Consider the following 15,118-nt stretch of genomic DNA (forward strand, 5'->3'; position numbering starts at 1 on the left):
CCGCGAGCACCCTTTCAACCAAGGCAACGGTTTCGCGCGACAGTACGCCTGACATGTCCGGGCCGGCGCTCACTGCACCGTCTCCGGGAACACTTCAGGCCCGAGATCAACTATCGTCGCGATATGATGCTGCATGGACGCGGCCGCGCGGCCCGCGTCCCCGCTTCCGATAGCCTCGATGATGCTGCGATGGCGAAGTGCGGTCGCTTCGAGATCACGAGACATCGGGCTGCGGGAAATCTTGAACCGATGATTGTGAACCAGGCAACGGTGCAGGATGGGATCGAGTGCCGGCAGGTTGGCGTCCTCGAAAAGACGACGATGGAAATCGCGATCGAATGAAGCAAGTTCCAGCTCATCAGCCGCGGCAGCCGCTTTGAGCATCTTGTCAAGAAGTTCACTTAAGTCTTTGATCAATGTGCGGCTTGGCGAGCGCATCACCCGCACCATTCCGTTGCCTTCGATCTGCTGGCGCAGCCGAAACATCTCGACCGCCTCGTCTTCGGTGCACTCGGAAACTTGCGTCCCGCGGCGGCCTTTGCGAAGGACGAGGCCCTCCTCCTGCAGCTGAAGCAAAGCCTCACGTACAGTCCCCTGACTGCACTGAAAATGCGCGGCAAGCTCCAGTTCGGTCAAACCGGTGCCAGGCTCGAGCACGCCCAACATGATGTCGCGCTTCAAGGCATCGAATGCGGCGCCGGACTTAGGAGATTTGGTATTTGTCTGCCTGGGTGGAAAATACGCCATCGTGACCTGCCTGAGCTGTTGCGTATTCGTGAACTTATCATTATCGATATTGACATCGATAATGATCGTCAAGCACGAAAGTTGCGCTTAGGAGGAAATCGTGGCTGGAATTGCACTGAAGGAAATCCGGAAGTCGTACGGCAATCTAAAAGTCATTCATGATATCGACATCGACATACAGAGCGGCGAGTTTCTAGTGCTCATCGGGCCGTCCGGATGCGGCAAGTCCACGCTGCTGCGGATGATTGCAGGCCTGGAAGAGATCACGGGCGGAGAACTCAATATCGATGGCAAGGTGGTCAATCTGCTGCCGCCCGCAGAGCGCAATATCGCGATGGTCTTCCAAGACTATGCACTTTATCCGCATATGAGCGTGCGCGAGAACATGTCGTTCGGCCTGAAGATGCGCGGCAATAAGGACGCGGATATAAGCGGCAGGGTCCAGCACGCCGCCGAGATCCTGAAGATCACGGATTACCTCGAGCGGCGGCCGGCCCAGCTGTCGGGCGGGCAGCGCCAGCGCGTCGCCATGGGCCGCGCAATCGTTCGTGAACCGGCTGCGTTCCTCTTCGATGAGCCTCTCTCTAACCTCGACGCTGCATTGCGGGTGGAAATGCGCCTGGAAATCGCCAAGCTGCACAATCGCATGAAGGCCACCACCGTCTATGTCACGCATGATCAGGTGGAGGCCATGACGCTCGCCGACCGGATTGTCGTCATGAACGGCGGCGTCGTCGAGCAGATCGGCAAGCCGCTGGACCTTTACCACAACCCGGCCAGCCTGTTCGTGGCGCGCTTCATCGGCAGCCCGACTATGAACACGCTTCCGGCAACCCTATCGGGTGGTGCGCTTCAGATCCTTGGTCGGACGATCAAATTTGAAGGAGCGGCTGGTGTGGCCAACGACGGCAGATCCGTTGTCGTCGGTCTGCGACCGGAAGATATCGCGCAATGTTCGCCCGACGAGGCCTGGTTCAGCGGAGAACTGGTTGTTGCCGAATGCCTGGGAAGCCAGACCTACGGCTACATCGAAATCGGGCATTCGAAGATGCTGAGTGTCGAATTTCCCCGCAACAGCAAGCTTGAGGTCGGCCAGACCCTGCATTTCCGTGGCAATCCGGAGAGCGTCCATCTCTTCGATGCGAAGACTGAGAAACGGTTACCGACAAGCCACTAGACGTGTTGCAGTTCCCGAAATAACTGCTCGGGCTTTCATCACCGGAAGCGTGTCCGAACAGTCCTGATGGCAGGCGGCCTCGGCGGGCCGCCTGATCTGGGCGCTCTACTTTCGGTGATGAACGGCCTGGAGGCCATAGACTGGAGTGGGGATGCCTTCCAGCCGCGCCTTCAACTGCAAAGAGAGATACTGCGAATAGTGGCGCGACTGGTGCAGGTTTCCGCCATGGAACCACAGCGCTTCCTGCTGCGTCGGCTTCCACATGTTTCGCTGCTCGCCCTCCCACGGACCGGGATCCTTGGGCGTGTCAGAGCCAAGCCCCCACACCTTACCGACCTTATCGGCGGTCGCCTGGTCGATGAGGTCGGCCACCCAGCCATTCATCGAACCATAGCCCGTCGCATAGACGATGACATCGGCCGGAATTTCCTTGCCATTCGAGAGCTTGACGGCGTTTTCCGTGATCTCCTCGACCTGACCCGCAGCCAGCTTCACCTTACCGTCGATGATCAGCTGAGAGGCGCCGATATCGATGTAATAACCGGAGCCGCGGCGCAGATACTTCATGAAGAGACCCGAACCATCCGCGCCCCAGTCCAGCTGGAAGCCGGCCTTTTCCAGCGCCGCATAGAAATCGGCGTCGCGCTCGCGCATCTTGTCGTAGAGCGGGATCTGGAACTCGTGCATGATCCGGTAGGGCAATGACGCGAAGATGAGATCGGCCTTCGCCGTCGTCACCCCGTTTTCCAAGGCCTGCTCGGAATAGAGTGAACCGAGACCGATATCCATCAACGTGTCGGATTTCACGATATGGGTCGTTGAGCGCTGGATCATCGTGACATCGACACCGGCCTCGTAGAGCGCCGCGCAGATATCGTGCGCCGAATTGTTCGAGCCGATCACCAGCACCTTCTTGCCCTTGTAGCCATCCGGTCCCGGATGCTGGGAGGAATGGTGCTGTTCGCCGCGGAACCGCTCGCGGCCCTTGAAGTCCGGGATATTCGCCTTGCCGGACATGCCGGTGGCGAAGACCAGTTGCTTCGGCCGCAGCACCAGTTCCTCGCCGTCACGGTCGACGACGATTGTCCATTCTTTCGTTGCATCGTCCCATTTGGCCGATTTGGCGGTCGAGCGTGTCCAGTAGTTCAGCTCCATCACCTTTGTATAGAATTCCAGCCAGTCACCGATCTTGTCCTTCGGCGCGAAGACAGGCCAGTTCTTCGGGAAGTCGATATAGGGCAGATGGTCGTACCAGACGGGATCGTGCAGGCAGAGAGACTTGTAACGCTTGCGCCAGCTATCGCCGGGACGGTCGTTCTTCTCCAGGATAATGGTCGGCACGCCAAGTTGGCGCAGCCGGGCGCCAAGCGCGATGCCGCCCTGCCCGCCGCCGATGATGACGACATAGGGCTGCTTTTCATAGCCGAGCGTGCGTTCCTCCTCTTCGCGCTCTTCCTTCCAGGTCTTGGCACCGAGATCCTGACCGTGCTTGGCACCGAGCGGACGGGTGAAGCCGGATTTCTCCTCGTGTCCCTTCAGTTCGGAAAGCGCGGTGAGCAGCGTCCAGATCAGGCCGTTCTTGAAGCGCACCAGGCCGTAGCCACGCCCGGTCGCCGTCTCGAAGGTAATCCAGCTTTCCAGCACGCCGTCGGCTTCCGTAGCCTCCTCGCCCGTAGCAACGCGCCAGTCAGACGGCTTGGCCGTCGACAGCTGCGACTGCAGCATATCCCGCACCTGATCGCGTCCTTCGACGGTCTTGATGTTCCAGGTGAAGGCAACGAGGTCGCGCCAATAGCATTCTTCTGCGAAGAGATTGACAGCGTCGTCGATCCGGCCGGTGGCTAGGGCGGTGCCGAGTGTATCGAGTAGCGTCTGGACGCGAGTGGTGGGGGTTTTATCGAGCATAGTTTCTCCTCCTGCTCAGTGGAAAAACGGGACGGCTCCTCAACCGCCCCGCAGAACGGACCGGCCTATCGGGACAGGTCGATCAGAATTTTCAAATGCTGGCCGGCAGGGTCGAGCAACTGGTCGAACCCCTCAGTGACAGCCTCGCCCAGCGAGACATATTTCGTCACGATGCGCTTAGCCGGAATCTGGCCACTGGCGATCAGCCGGGCGACGCGCGGCCAGTAGTGGGTTGGATAGGCCCAGGAACCGCGGATATCGATGTCCTTGAACGTAACATCGAACCAGTTCAACGGATTTTCACCCGGGTGAAGCCCCGTCTGGACCACGACGCCCTGCTTGCGAACCGCATCGGCACAATTCTTCAGCGCATGCTCGTTGCCGACGCATTCGATCGCGACGTCACAGCCGACGCCGCCTTCCGTCTCGGCACGGATCACGTCACCAACCTTCTCCGTCTTCGGATTGATGGTGCGGACCCCGCCCAGCGCCTCGCGGGCCAGCGCCAGCCGCGTATCGTTGAGATCGGAGAGAAATATCTGCGAGGCTCCGGCCGCCCGCGCTGCCATGGCGACAAGGATACCGATCGGCCCGGCACCGGTCACAAGCACGCTGTTGCCGGCCGTTACACCGCCGCGGTCACAGGCGTATACGGCAACCGCGGTCGGCTCGATCAGGGCCGCCTCCTGGTCGCTCAAATCGTCGGGAATAGGCTGCACGTTGTAGTCATTCAGAAGCGATGCTTCCGCCATGCCGCCGGAATGCCAGGAAAGCCCCACAAGCGCGAGGTCGCTGCTCAGGTGAAAGAGGCCGCGGTCGGCATAATAGTCGCCATGCCGCGGCATAATGAGCGGTTGCACCGAAACCCGGTCACCCGGCTTTACATGGCTGACGCCGTCGCCGACGGCTTTGACGACGCCGCCGAATTCGTGACCGAGGACTTGCGGGCCATGGGCACCGGTAAAGGGATGCGGTTCCTTGGGCACGAAGATCGGGCCATAGGCATATTCATGCAGATCCGTGCCACAAATCCCGCAGAAACGGTTTTCGATCAGCACCTCGCCCGGGGCGGGCGACGGCGGAGCGTCGATCGTATCGATACGCAGATCCTTGGCGGCGTGAAAGCGCAGAGCTTTCATTGGCATTTCCTCCTGATGTTGTTCTTGCACAGGAGGGACAGCAAGCGCCGTGCCAGAAAACTGACAGCCTATTTCTTGATTGCTATCAAAAGCTTGCAGCGAGGCCTCGCGAAGGCATCCATCAAATGCACCAGATCGCCCGCAACAGGTGTTGCAGGTGTTGCATCAGTTGAGGCGCTTCAGGCGGCGATGGATCGTGGACCGGTTGACACCGAGTTTGCGAGCCAGCGCGGAGACATTGTCACCGCACTCGCTCAACGCGCGGCGCAAGGCCCCGTCATCGCCGACAGCGGCGGGCGCGGACACAGCGAAAATGTGATCAGGCAGGCAATCCGGTGTGACGAGACCACCGTCCGACAGAGCCGCAGCGACCCGCAGCGCATTGGAAAGCTCGCGCAGATTGCCCGGCCAGGCATGCGACAGAAGCGCCGCCCGCGCATCCTTGTCCAGACGATAGGCCTCCCCATTCTCCTTCTCGATCCGTCCAAGAAGCTGGCCGATCAGCCAGCCCAAATCGGTTCGGTCGCGCAGCGGTGGCAGGCTGAGCGTCGCTGCGTTGAGGCGATAGTAGAGGTCCTGACGGAAACGGCCTTCCTTCACGAGTTCGACGAGATCGCGATGAGACGCGGAGAGCACGCGCAGGCGAACCGGCCGTGCCTTCAGCGCACCAACGGGCTGTACCTCATTTTCCGAGAGGACCCGCAGGAGCCGGCTTTGCAGGGCAAGCGGCATATCGCCAATCTCGTCGAGGAACAGCGTGCCGCCGCTCGCCTCCTCGATCAAGCCGCGCTTGCCCTTTGGATTGGCGCCGGTGAAGGCACCCGGCACGTATCCAAAAAGTTCGGACTCGATGAGATGCTCAGGGATCGCAGCGCAATTGACCGCTACGAAGCTGCCCGGACTGGCGCAACTGTCGTGAATTGCGCGCGCAAGAAACTCCTTGCCGCTGCCGGTCTCGCCCTGGATGAGGATTGGGATGTCGCGGGCAGAAAGTTTTGCCGCACGCGCCTGCACGCGCTCCATGGCAATATCTCCGCCACTCAGATCACGCAACACTCGCGGCAGGCGCGGTTCAGGCGCGGCGGGCCCACGCAGGCTAACGGCGGGCGCGATGGCGCTGGCAAACAGCACAAGTCCGTTGCGCGCCCGTATCAATCGTTCGCCGTTGGGCCTGCCGCGCATGAAACGGGGCAGATCATCGACATCGATATCGAAAACCTGAGAAATCGACTGCCCCAGGAAATCCCGTGTGGAAAAGCCGCGCAGGTTCATCGACCGTGCAAGCGCGCCGAAGCCGCCGTGGGTCATGCCCGTGATGCGCCCGCTGCCATCAAGTGCGATGGCAGCATCCGGGTCGACGTCCAGAAATTCCGGCGAGCGCGCGAGCCGCAGCACCCAGTCGTTGCGGGTGCGGGTCATAAGGTTGGCAAGCTCGATGCGGCGCGCCGTGGAGGCGACGAGGTGCAGCGCGAGTTGCTGGCTTGCCTTGGCTGTCGGCGATCGTAGCTGCGATATGTCGAGCACGGCCGTCAGGTCGCCCAGCGTGTCGAAAACGGGTGCAGCGGTACAGGTGAGGCCGATATGGCTGGTATCGAAATGGTCGTCCTGATGAATGATCACCGGCTCGCCAGAGACGAGGCAGGCGCCGACCGCGCAGGTACCCGCCCGGCTCTCCGACCATTCAGAACCGAGATAGAGGCCGGCCCGGCGCAGTTGGTTGTCGAAGGTCGGATCGCCCATGAAGTCGACGGTCACGCCCCGCGCATCCGACAGGAGCAGCACATAGTTCTGCTCGGCGATCTGATTGAACAGGGTTTCGAGGCCGGATCGGCCGATGCGGATCAATTCCTCCGCCTGCTCACGATGTTCGCGCAGCTTCAGCTCGGGAACGATATAGGCTTCCTGCGCGACCGTCGGATCGAGCTTGTAGTCGTTGAGACAGCGCAGCCAGGACTGGACGACGGGCGCATCACGCGGGCTGACCGCCCCCATTCCGACGCGCTCGATCTCCCGTATGTGCGACAATGTCGACACCATCCGCTCTTCCTCCTGTGCGTATCGTTGCACAGGATCGGGTTGACGGCAATTCAGAGAATGCGCCGGCAGGTAGGGTCAGTTGATCACGGCGTGACGGCGTTGGGCTTCCCGGGCGAGGATCTCCCGCGCCGCGTGATCGGCGATGGGGACATTGAGATCCTTTGATATCTCACCAGCTGCAATGAGCGCGTGATACCGGGCACAACACACCCGCAGGAACGAGGTGAAATTGCCGAGATCGTGATCAGCATCCATCGCTTCGTGCCAGAGCCTCGTTATGAGCTGCGCGACAGTCATGCCGTCGCGCAGTCCGATTTCGGTCAGCGTGTCCCAAAAGTGGTTCTCGATGCGGATCGAGGTGGCGACACCATCTATTCTCAGGCTGTGGGTTCGGCTTTGCCATTGGCTGGCATCGGCCTTGATGAAGAGTTCGCACATACAGACGGCCCTCCTTGCCTTCGATCCCGGCGCCGTCCGGATGTCGAACCGGTCAGCCGCGCTGTTTACAGGATCGCCAGAAACTGCTTGAGCCATGCCGGATGTGCCGGCCATGCCGGCGCCGTCACCAGATTGCCATCCGTCACGGCTTCTGTCACCGCGATATCGGCGAATGTTCCACCCGACGCTGTCACCTCATAGGCGCAGGCGGGGTACGCCGAGCAGGTGCGCCCCTTGAGAACGCCGGCCGCTGCCAGCAGCTGTGCGCCGTGACAAATCGCGGCAACCGGTTTTCCCTCGTCAAAGAAGTGTTTCACTTTGGCGAGCACATCCGGATTCATTCGAAGATATTCGGGCGCGCGACCGCCCGGAACGACCAGCGCATCGTAGCCGGCCGGATCAGCAGCAGCAAAATCGGCGTTCAACGCGAAATTATGCCCGGGCTTTTCCGAATAGGTCTGATCGCCTTCAAAGTCATGGATCGCCGTTTTTACCGTCTCGCCAGCCTTCTTGCCGGGGCAGACGGCATCGACGACATGGCCGCAAGCCAGAAGCGTCTGGAATGGGACCATTGTTTCATAGTCTTCCGTGAAGTCACCAGTGATCATGAGAATCTTCGCCATCGTACATCCTCCCTTGCCTTGATGGTTATCGCGGCAGAATAGGTCTTGTGACTTCGAAGCGGGTGTTATTCCGATACTACCCGCCATGCCCTCGCGCTTTTGCCGAGCTTTTGGTCATGTCTTCAGCGCCGTCGGTATAGGCGCACCTGGTCGCCCAGTGGCGGCGGCCCGACACTCCAGGTCGATCTCACATAGGTCGCAAGCTCGTCATCATCCGCTCCAGTCGAAGTGATAAATCAAATATCTGAGTGGCAGCGATCTTGTCGCAGGGCGAAGCGAGGATATCTGGAGGTTTAACCCAACCGAACCCAAGGATCCCGTCATGCAGTGGTTGCAGAGCATCGGCATCAACCTCGACGTTCTACCTCATCTCGGCACCCTGTTGACCGCCTACATCCTGGCGCTGCCTATCGGCTGGGATCGGGAACGTCACGAACGGAGCGCCGGACTGCGGACATTTCCTCTCGTCGCCATCGCGAGCTGCGGGTTCGTGCAGGCGGCGGAACCGCTCATCAATGGCAATGCCGAAGCGACCGCGCGTATCGTCGAGGGGCTCATCACCGGAATGGGCTTCATCGGCGGCGGCGCCATTCTCGTTGTGAAGAACAGCGTGCGCGGCACCGCAACGGCTGCAAGCCTCTGGGCAACGGGCGCCATCGGCACCTCCGTCGGGCTCGGTTCCTATGACACGGCAATCGTGCTGTCCGTCGTGACGCTCCTGACCCTTCGCGCCATGTCGACCTTCAAGGAAGAGCCGGAAGACTTCACCCGCAATTCGGAGTGATCCTTGCGGCGAGGAATGCTCAAGCCCCTGCCCCGCCGTTGTTTAGGAACCGATGCGTCAATTGCGCATTACATCCAAAGGCATGCGACTGCGGAGATTTCCATGGATAACAAGGACAGGCTGATCCTGGCGTTGGCGGCCCTTCTGCGTGCGGAGCGCGAAACCCGCGGCGCGTTGATGGACGCGCTGGAAGAAGAATCCATCTCGCGCGAAACGCTCCTCGCCATATTGTCAGACCCCATCCCCATCGTGACGCAAGAGGATATCGAGTTCGCCGAGCGTTTTGCACTCTCGAAGCATCTTCCGCTTGAAAGGAAGGGATGATGGCGCCGCGGGCCTTCTGGAAGGGTTATCTCAAACTCTCGCTGGTGACGTGCCCAGTGGCCATGTCACCAGCGATTTCGCAGGAGGACAAGGTCCGCTTCCGCACCTTGAACGGCAAGACAGGCAATCCGGTAGTCAGCCGCTATGTGGATGCCGTCACTGGCAAGGAAGTCGGTGAGGACGATGAGGTGAAAGGCTATCCCCGCGGCGAAAACGATTATGTCATGCTGGAGGACGACGAAATCGATGCGGTGGCGCTGGAAAGCACGCGCACCATCGATATCGAGACCTTTGTGCCGCGCGAGACGATCGAATGGATCTGGTACGATTCTCCGCATTTTCTGGTACCGAACGATAAGGTCGGGGAAGAAGCGTTCTCCGTCATCCGCGAGGCCATGGCCTCGACCGGCACAGTGGGTATCTCCCGGCTCGTGCTCTACCGCCGCGAACGGGCCGTTATGCTGGAACCGCGAGGCAAGGGCATCGTGATATGGACCTTGCGGTACGGCGATGAAGTGCGCGGAGAGTCAGATTATTTTGCCGACCTGAAGGCGGCAAAACCGGATTTAAAGGCGCTGGCCCTCGTCAAGACGCTGATCAAGGAGCGCACCAAAGCCTGGAATCCCAAGATGGTCGACGATCCCGTACAAGAGAAATTGCTCGACATCATCGCGGCCAAGAAGAAGGGGCGTAAGCAGCCTTCCAAACGCAAGGCTCAGCCGAAGACATCCAGTAACGTCATCAATATCATGGATGCACTGCGCAAGAGCATCAAGGCTGAAGGCAAGGGCAAATAGGATCAGGTCTTCTTCTGCCTTACAGTCTTCAACGGCCGGGCGGCGCCCGTGAAATCAGTCCATGGATCAGCCTTCAGCGACTGGAGTCGTGCGGGTGTGTTTTCGACCGTGAAATAGGCCGGGCCGATATCGGCGCTGAGTTCATCCCATGCAAGCGGCATGGAGACGGCGGCGCCGGGTCGCGCTCGCGTCGAGTACGGGGCGACCGCGGTCATGCCGCGCTGATTGCGCAGGTAGTCGATCAGGATTTTTCCGCGACGCTTCGATTTGGTGATCGTCGCCACATATTTGTCCGGGCTGTCCTTTGCCATGGAGTCGGCAATGCCCTTGCAGAAGGCCTTGACTGCGGGCCAGCGCGCGGAAGGCTTGAGCGGCGCGCAGACATGCAGGCCCTTGCCACCCGAGGTTTTGACAAAAGCGTTGAGGCCCGCAGCTTCAAGGCGCTTGCGCGTCTCTTCCGCGCCGTCGATGACCGTCTGCCATTCGACGCCTTCGCCGGGGTCGAGGTCCATGATGATGCGGTCGGGCCGCTCCCAGTCCGCAAGCGTCGAGCCCCATGGGTGGATTTCAAGCACCGCCGCCTGAACGAGACCTATAAGGCCATCGAGATCGTTGATGGCGACATAGGGCTCGTCGTCCTTCTCCGCAGGGTCCTGCACCTCGACAACGTTTGTATTGATTCCCTTCCAGGCATGTTTCTGGAAGAAGGTCTGTCCATCGATGCCGCTGGGCGCACGCAAAAGCGCAAGCGGCCGACCGACGATGTGCGGCGCGATATAGCGCCAGACCTCGGTATAATAGTCCGCGAGCCCCTCCTTGGTAACCCCTTCTTCGGGCCAGTAGACCCGGTCGGGATGGGTGAGGCGCACGGTACGGCGTTGCGGGTTTGGCGCTTTCGCCGCGGTGGCTTTCGTTGACTTGGGCATTTCGGCAACGACCTCCTGTGCGGGCTTGTCTTCCCTGAGACCCCGGAAGGATGCGTGCCGAAGATGGCCGTCGGCCGTCCACGCACGGAATTCCACCTCCGCCACCAGCTCGGGCCGCACGTAACGGGCCTGGCGCGCCTCTTCCGCCGTCAGCTTCCGGCCAAAGGGACTTTCCTCGGTCCGAATGCGCGACAGACGCTTGAAGATATCCTCTGCCACGAGCGCAGAAAAGCCCGTGCCGACACGGCCGACCGGCTCCAGTTCGCCCTTGTTGTAGACACCGAGCACCAGCGAGCCGATCGCCTTGCGTGAAACGGTGGAAGGCACGTAGCCGCCGATGACGAACTCCTGCCGCGCCGAACATTTCGACTTTATCCAGCTTTTGCTGCGCCCGGCCCGATAGGGCGCATCGCGCAGCTTCGATACCACGCCCTCTAGGCTGAGGCGGCAAGCATGGCGTAAAACGAGAGCGCCGTTTTCGTCGAAGTGGCCGCTATAGCGCAACGGCCCCTCCGCTCCCGGAACAAGTTTTTCGAGCAGGCGCTTGCGTTGCTCGAGCGGCAGACCCGTCAGATCATATCCGTCGAGATAGAGGAGGTCGAAGAGATAGAAGGTGAAACGATCGTCGCGTCCAGCGCTGAGATCGGCTTGCAAGGCTGAAAAATCGGAGGCGCCGGTGCCGGTCTCCACGACAAGTTCGCCATCCAGGATGGCCGTCCCGAATGGCAAGTCCCGCAGCGCTTCCGGCACGGCCTTGCCGAATTTCTTGGTCCAGTCGAGCCCGCTTCGGGTGAGCAGCTTGACCCGGCCTGCCTCGATGCGGGCCTGAAGGCGATACCCGTCGAACTTGATCTCGTGCAGCCATCGTTCGCCGGCAGGCGGAGCGCTGGCGAGCGTCGCAAGCGTCGGCGGCAGGAAATCCGGCAGCTTCCCTTTGCGAGCACCTTTCATATCCGAAGGGTCAGGTGCCTTCGTTGCCGTCTCTTCGACCTCTGCGGCCTTTTCTTGTTTTTTTGCCTTCGATGATTTGCGGATGCGTCCCGTTTTTGACGACCAGCCGGGCTCTTCACCAGCCACATCGGCGATGTCTCGTCCCGTTTTTACCGATTGCGGACGCTTCTCGAGCAGGTCGTCTTCCCCCTCAGCTACTGCGAATTCATCATCGCCCTTGATGAGCAACCAGTTTTCCCGCTTCTCGCCGGGCTTGCCATGCATGCGCACGAGATGCCAGCGCCCATGCAGCTTCTCACCGTCGAGCGTGAATTCGAGATGCCCTTTTGCATAGGCCTTTCGGGCGTCGCCGATCGGCTCCCATGTTCCGCGGTCCCAGACGATGACTGTGCCGCCGCCATATTCACCTTTGGGGATCGTCCCCTCGAAGTCGCCATAGGCAAGAGGATGGTCCTCCACGTGCACGGCAAGACGTTTTTCGCTCGGCACCAAACTTGGGCCGCGCGTCACAGCCCAGCTTTTGAGGACACCATCCATTTCGAGACGAAAATCGTAGTGCAGCCGTGTGGCGTCGTGCTTCTGGATGACGAAGCTGTTGCCGCTCTTTTGTGCCTTCTTACCGCGCGGCTCAGATGTCGTTTTGAAATCCCGCTTCTGCCGATAGACGTCCAGTGTCGCCATGATCATCCTGCCTTTCGACGGCCGGCCGCCGGCTTTCCTGTGGCCGCGGGCTTCTTCGCTTTGCGTTTTGCCGGTTGTTCGCTCTTGCCCGCACTCTGGCGAAGCGCCTCCATCAGATCGACGACCTTACTTTCGGCCTTCGGTTTGGCAGGCTTGATTTTTCGTCCCTCGATCTTTGCCTTAACCACCTCGGCGAGCGCGGCGTCGTAACGGTCGTCAAAGCCTTTAGGGTCAAACCGCCCCTTCTTGGTGTTGATGATATGTTCAGCAAGCTCCAGCATTTCGCCCTTGAGCTTGACATCCGGTATCTCCGAGAAGGCTTCCTCGGCCGAGCGCACCTCGTAGTCGTAGTTGAGCGTGGTTGCGACAACACCCTGGCCTTCGGGCCGGATCAGGACGGTGCGCACACGACGAAAGAGAACGGTTTCGGCAAGGGCGGCCACGTTCGATGCCTTCATGCCCTCGCGGATCAGCGCGAAGGCTTCGACGCCGTGACGGTCGGATGGCGTGAGGTAGTAGGGCTTGTCGAAATAGAGGTCGTCGATGTCGTCGCAGGCGATGAACGCTTCGATTTCCAACGTCTTATCGCTTTCAGGCAGGGCGTCGGCTATCTCCTCCGGGTCGAGCGCAATATAGTCGTTGTTGCTGACCTCATAGCCTTTGACCTGGTCCTCGCGCTCGACGGGCTTACCCGTCTCGCTATCGATAAATTCCCGGTGAAGTCGATGGCCTGTCCTGCGGTTGAGCATGTGAAAGGCGATGCGGTCGCTGGTCGAGGCGGCGGTGTAGAGCGCTACCGGACAGACCAGTTCGCCCACTTTCAGGAAACCTTTCCAGTTCGCTCTTGGCACCACACCCGTTCTCCAGCTTGAACATCGGCAATGCCGAAACGAGCGGAATGTTCCGGCGTTCGCGGGGAACCAAAGCGGCAAAGTAGAATTCCATTTGACGCTTGTGAAGAGGAGCGGAGGACACGGTGCCCTTCATCGCAACAGCAGCATGGTCCATTCCCAGGACGGTCGCGCGACGGTTTCCCGAAGCGGGCACCGGCCTGGAACGATACGCCGCCGTCTTCGATGGCGTCGAAGTCAACTCGACGTTCTACCGCCACCATCAGGTCAAGACTTTCGAGCGATGGGCCGCCTCGGTGCCGGAGCACTTCCGTTTTGCCGTGAAGATACCCCGCGAGATTACCCACACGGAACGGCTTCGCGGCATAGACGGCCTTTTCGATGCATTTCTAAACGAGATCCGCAGCTTGAAAGACAAGCTTGGTCCGCTCCTGTGCCAGCTGCCGCCAAGCCTCGAATTCGACGCGACGATGGCCGACGAAGCCTTTGCTGCGATGCGTTACAACCATGCTGGTATGATCGTGGTCGAACCACGCCATAACAGTTGGGCGTCAGAGCCTGCAGAATCGCTCCTGCAACGCCATGCCATTGAGCGTGTTCTGGCCGATCCGGCACCGGTCTGGCCCGAAACGAGTTTCGACAAGCCTCCAAAGTATGTGCGACTCCACGGCTCACCGAAAATCTACTATTCCAGCTACAGCAAAGCGGGCATCGAGCGCTTCGGCAAACGCCTCGCCGATGACAGCTGGTGCATCTTCGACAACACAGCCTCCGGCGCCGCCATCGAAAATGCGCTGACAATGCGGGATCAATTGATTTGACGGGTTTGGACGAACATTTCTTCGCACGCGATGTGCTCGCCGTCGCGACCGATCTCCTGGGAGCAAGCCTGCAAATCGACGGCATCGGGGGGATCATCGTCGAGACCGAAGCCTATCGCCGCGATGATGAGGCGTCACATAGTTTCAGGGGGCAAACGGTTGCAAATGCGGCGATGTTCGGTTCACCGGCGCGCGCCTATGTCTATCGCTCCTACGGGCTGCACTGGTGCCTTAATTTCGTCTGCGAACAGGGCAGCGCGGTGCTCATCCGCGCCTTGGAACCGGTATATGGCATCGAAACCATGAGAGAACGGCGGTCGGTGAGTGAAACACGAAAGCTATGCTCGGGGCCGGGAAACCTTTGCAAGGCGCTCAGCGTCACCGGAAATATGAACGGACTTTCCGTTCTTGCCCCCCCGTTTTCGCTGGAACTTCCGGCCGCTATTCCCGCGATGACGAGCGGCGTGCGTATCGGCATCAGCAAAGCCGCCGAGCGGCCCTGGCGCTTTGCGGTGACGGGATCGCCTTATCTCAGCAAGCCGATCCGAATGGAAAGGAACGTTACGGACTGAGACGGCAATCTCGTGCTGATCGGGGGATGGCGATATTATCCCGCACGATCACCTCACATCCTCTCCTTATGTTTTCTTTATTCCTTCGACACGACTTCCCAATCGAAGCCTGAGCCGTGAGGCGCGTATTCTGCTCCTGATCAACAGGAGACACAGACATGTCCGACCTCTTCTTTATCGCGCTTGGCGGCGGCACTCTTCTTGTGCTTGCGTTCTATGCCCGCGCGCTCAACCGTCTTTGAGGAAAACGACGATGGTTGAACCTCTCTTCGGCTTTCTCGTCGCCATCGGCCTCGGCGCCTATCTCGTCGTGACGCTGCTGCGTCCCGAACGTTTTTGATCGGG

The 15,118-nt window shown here is 60.2% G+C and carries 15 protein-coding genes; 7 read left to right on the top strand and 8 right to left on the bottom strand.

What is annotated here, in order from left to right; all coding sequences use genetic code 11:
- Positions 1–69 precede the first annotated feature (69 nt).
- Complete coding sequence (locus MKI86_RS13565) at positions 70–747, bottom strand: GntR family transcriptional regulator (protein ID WP_370879975.1); 678 nt, start codon at positions 745–747, stop codon at positions 70–72.
- A gap of 100 nt (positions 748–847) precedes the next feature.
- Here MKI86_RS13565 and MKI86_RS13570 point away from each other — a divergent pair, with 100 nt between their 5' ends.
- On the top strand, positions 848–1,924 hold the full coding sequence (locus MKI86_RS13570) for an ABC transporter ATP-binding protein (RefSeq protein ID WP_256465734.1): 1,077 nt from the start codon (positions 848–850) through the stop codon (positions 1,922–1,924).
- A gap of 105 nt (positions 1,925–2,029) precedes the next feature.
- Here the strand turns inward: MKI86_RS13570 and MKI86_RS13575 are convergent, their stop codons facing one another.
- The 5 genes from MKI86_RS13575 to MKI86_RS13595 all read right to left on the bottom strand — a co-directional run bounded on the left by MKI86_RS13575 (position 2,030) and on the right by MKI86_RS13595 (position 8,066).
- Positions 2,030–3,829, bottom strand: a complete 1,800-nt coding sequence (locus MKI86_RS13575; protein ID WP_241601441.1) for an NAD(P)/FAD-dependent oxidoreductase — start codon at positions 3,827–3,829, stop codon at positions 2,030–2,032.
- Between the two features lie 65 nt (positions 3,830–3,894).
- Positions 3,895–4,968 carry a 2,3-butanediol dehydrogenase gene (locus MKI86_RS13580; protein ID WP_241601442.1) on the bottom strand — a complete coding sequence of 358 codons (1,074 nt, stop codon included), beginning with the start codon at positions 4,966–4,968 and terminating at the stop codon, positions 3,895–3,897.
- Positions 4,969–5,133: 165 nt separating this feature from the next.
- Positions 5,134–7,005 carry a sigma-54-dependent Fis family transcriptional regulator gene (locus tag MKI86_RS13585; protein WP_241601443.1) on the bottom strand — a complete coding sequence of 624 codons (1,872 nt, stop codon included), beginning with the start codon at positions 7,003–7,005 and terminating at the stop codon, positions 5,134–5,136.
- Positions 7,006–7,080: 75 nt separating this feature from the next.
- A complete protein-coding gene (locus MKI86_RS13590) occupies positions 7,081–7,443 on the bottom strand; it encodes a ribbon-helix-helix domain-containing protein (protein ID WP_241601444.1) in 363 nt (120 codons plus the stop codon).
- Positions 7,444–7,508: 65 nt separating this feature from the next.
- Positions 7,509–8,066 (bottom strand): DJ-1/PfpI family protein, encoded by a 558-nt coding sequence (locus tag MKI86_RS13595; RefSeq protein WP_241601445.1) that lies wholly within the window; start codon positions 8,064–8,066, stop codon positions 7,509–7,511.
- A 322-nt stretch (positions 8,067–8,388) separates the two neighbouring features.
- Between MKI86_RS13595 and MKI86_RS13600 the strand changes: the two genes are divergently transcribed.
- From MKI86_RS13600 to ku (MKI86_RS13610), 3 genes are all read left to right on the top strand, one after another.
- Positions 8,389–8,850 carry an MgtC/SapB family protein gene (locus tag MKI86_RS13600; protein WP_241601446.1) on the top strand — a complete coding sequence of 154 codons (462 nt, stop codon included), beginning with the start codon at positions 8,389–8,391 and terminating at the stop codon, positions 8,848–8,850.
- A gap of 102 nt (positions 8,851–8,952) precedes the next feature.
- Entirely contained in the window at positions 8,953–9,174 is a 222-nt protein-coding gene (locus tag MKI86_RS13605; protein ID WP_241601447.1) for a hypothetical protein, read from the top strand.
- Positions 9,174–9,971 carry a non-homologous end joining protein Ku gene (gene ku / locus MKI86_RS13610; RefSeq protein ID WP_241601448.1) on the top strand — a complete coding sequence of 266 codons (798 nt, stop codon included), beginning with the start codon at positions 9,174–9,176 and terminating at the stop codon, positions 9,969–9,971. The genes MKI86_RS13605 and ku (MKI86_RS13610) overlap by 1 nt, the downstream gene beginning before the upstream one ends.
- 2 nt (positions 9,972–9,973) lie before the next feature.
- On the opposite strand, the gene ligD is transcribed toward ku (MKI86_RS13610), so the two are convergent.
- A complete protein-coding gene (ligD, locus tag MKI86_RS13615) occupies positions 9,974–12,529 on the bottom strand; it encodes a DNA ligase D (RefSeq protein ID WP_241601449.1) in 2,556 nt (851 codons plus the stop codon).
- Between the two features lie 2 nt (positions 12,530–12,531).
- Positions 12,532–13,383: a non-homologous end joining protein Ku gene (gene ku / locus MKI86_RS13620; RefSeq protein WP_241601450.1), complete on the bottom strand. Its 852-nt coding sequence runs from the start codon at positions 13,381–13,383 to the stop codon at positions 12,532–12,534.
- A 122-nt stretch (positions 13,384–13,505) separates the two neighbouring features.
- Between ku (MKI86_RS13620) and MKI86_RS13625 the strand changes: the two genes are divergently transcribed.
- The 3 genes from MKI86_RS13625 (at position 13,506) to kdpF (ending at position 15,113) form a co-directional block, all read left to right on the top strand.
- Positions 13,506–14,201, top strand: coding sequence for a DUF72 domain-containing protein (locus tag MKI86_RS13625; protein WP_241601451.1), 696 nt, complete (start codon positions 13,506–13,508; stop codon positions 14,199–14,201).
- 5 nt (positions 14,202–14,206) lie between these two features.
- Positions 14,207–14,773 (top strand): DNA-3-methyladenine glycosylase, encoded by a 567-nt coding sequence (locus MKI86_RS13630; protein ID WP_256465735.1) that lies wholly within the window; start codon positions 14,207–14,209, stop codon positions 14,771–14,773.
- Between the two features lie 238 nt (positions 14,774–15,011).
- Positions 15,012–15,113, top strand: a complete 102-nt coding sequence (kdpF, locus tag MKI86_RS13635) for a K(+)-transporting ATPase subunit F (RefSeq protein ID WP_241601453.1) — start codon at positions 15,012–15,014, stop codon at positions 15,111–15,113.
- The last annotated feature ends 5 nt before the right edge of the window (positions 15,114–15,118 follow it).

The sequence above is a fragment of the Shinella sedimenti genome, from assembly GCF_022601905.1.
Classification (GTDB): domain Bacteria; phylum Pseudomonadota; class Alphaproteobacteria; order Rhizobiales; family Rhizobiaceae; genus Shinella; species Shinella sedimenti.

Coding starts and splice junctions, on each gene's coding strand:
- MKI86_RS13565 (WP_370879975.1), bottom strand. CDS start 747: ATGGCGTATTTTCCACCCAGGCAGACAAATACCAAATCTCCTAAGTCC.
- MKI86_RS13575 (WP_241601441.1), bottom strand. CDS start 3,829: ATGCTCGATAAAACCCCCACCACTCGCGTCCAGACGCTACTCGATACA.
- MKI86_RS13580 (WP_241601442.1), bottom strand. CDS start 4,968: ATGAAAGCTCTGCGCTTTCACGCCGCCAAGGATCTGCGTATCGATACG.
- MKI86_RS13585 (WP_241601443.1), bottom strand. CDS start 7,005: ATGGTGTCGACATTGTCGCACATACGGGAGATCGAGCGCGTCGGAATG.
- MKI86_RS13590 (WP_241601444.1), bottom strand. CDS start 7,443: ATGTGCGAACTCTTCATCAAGGCCGATGCCAGCCAATGGCAAAGCCGA.
- MKI86_RS13595 (WP_241601445.1), bottom strand. CDS start 8,066: ATGGCGAAGATTCTCATGATCACTGGTGACTTCACGGAAGACTATGAA.
- MKI86_RS13600 (WP_241601446.1), top strand. CDS start 8,389: ATGCAGTGGTTGCAGAGCATCGGCATCAACCTCGACGTTCTACCTCAT.
- MKI86_RS13605 (WP_241601447.1), top strand. CDS start 8,953: ATGGATAACAAGGACAGGCTGATCCTGGCGTTGGCGGCCCTTCTGCGT.
- ku (WP_241601448.1), top strand. CDS start 9,174: ATGGCGCCGCGGGCCTTCTGGAAGGGTTATCTCAAACTCTCGCTGGTG.
- ligD (WP_241601449.1), bottom strand. CDS start 12,529: ATGGCGACACTGGACGTCTATCGGCAGAAGCGGGATTTCAAAACGACA.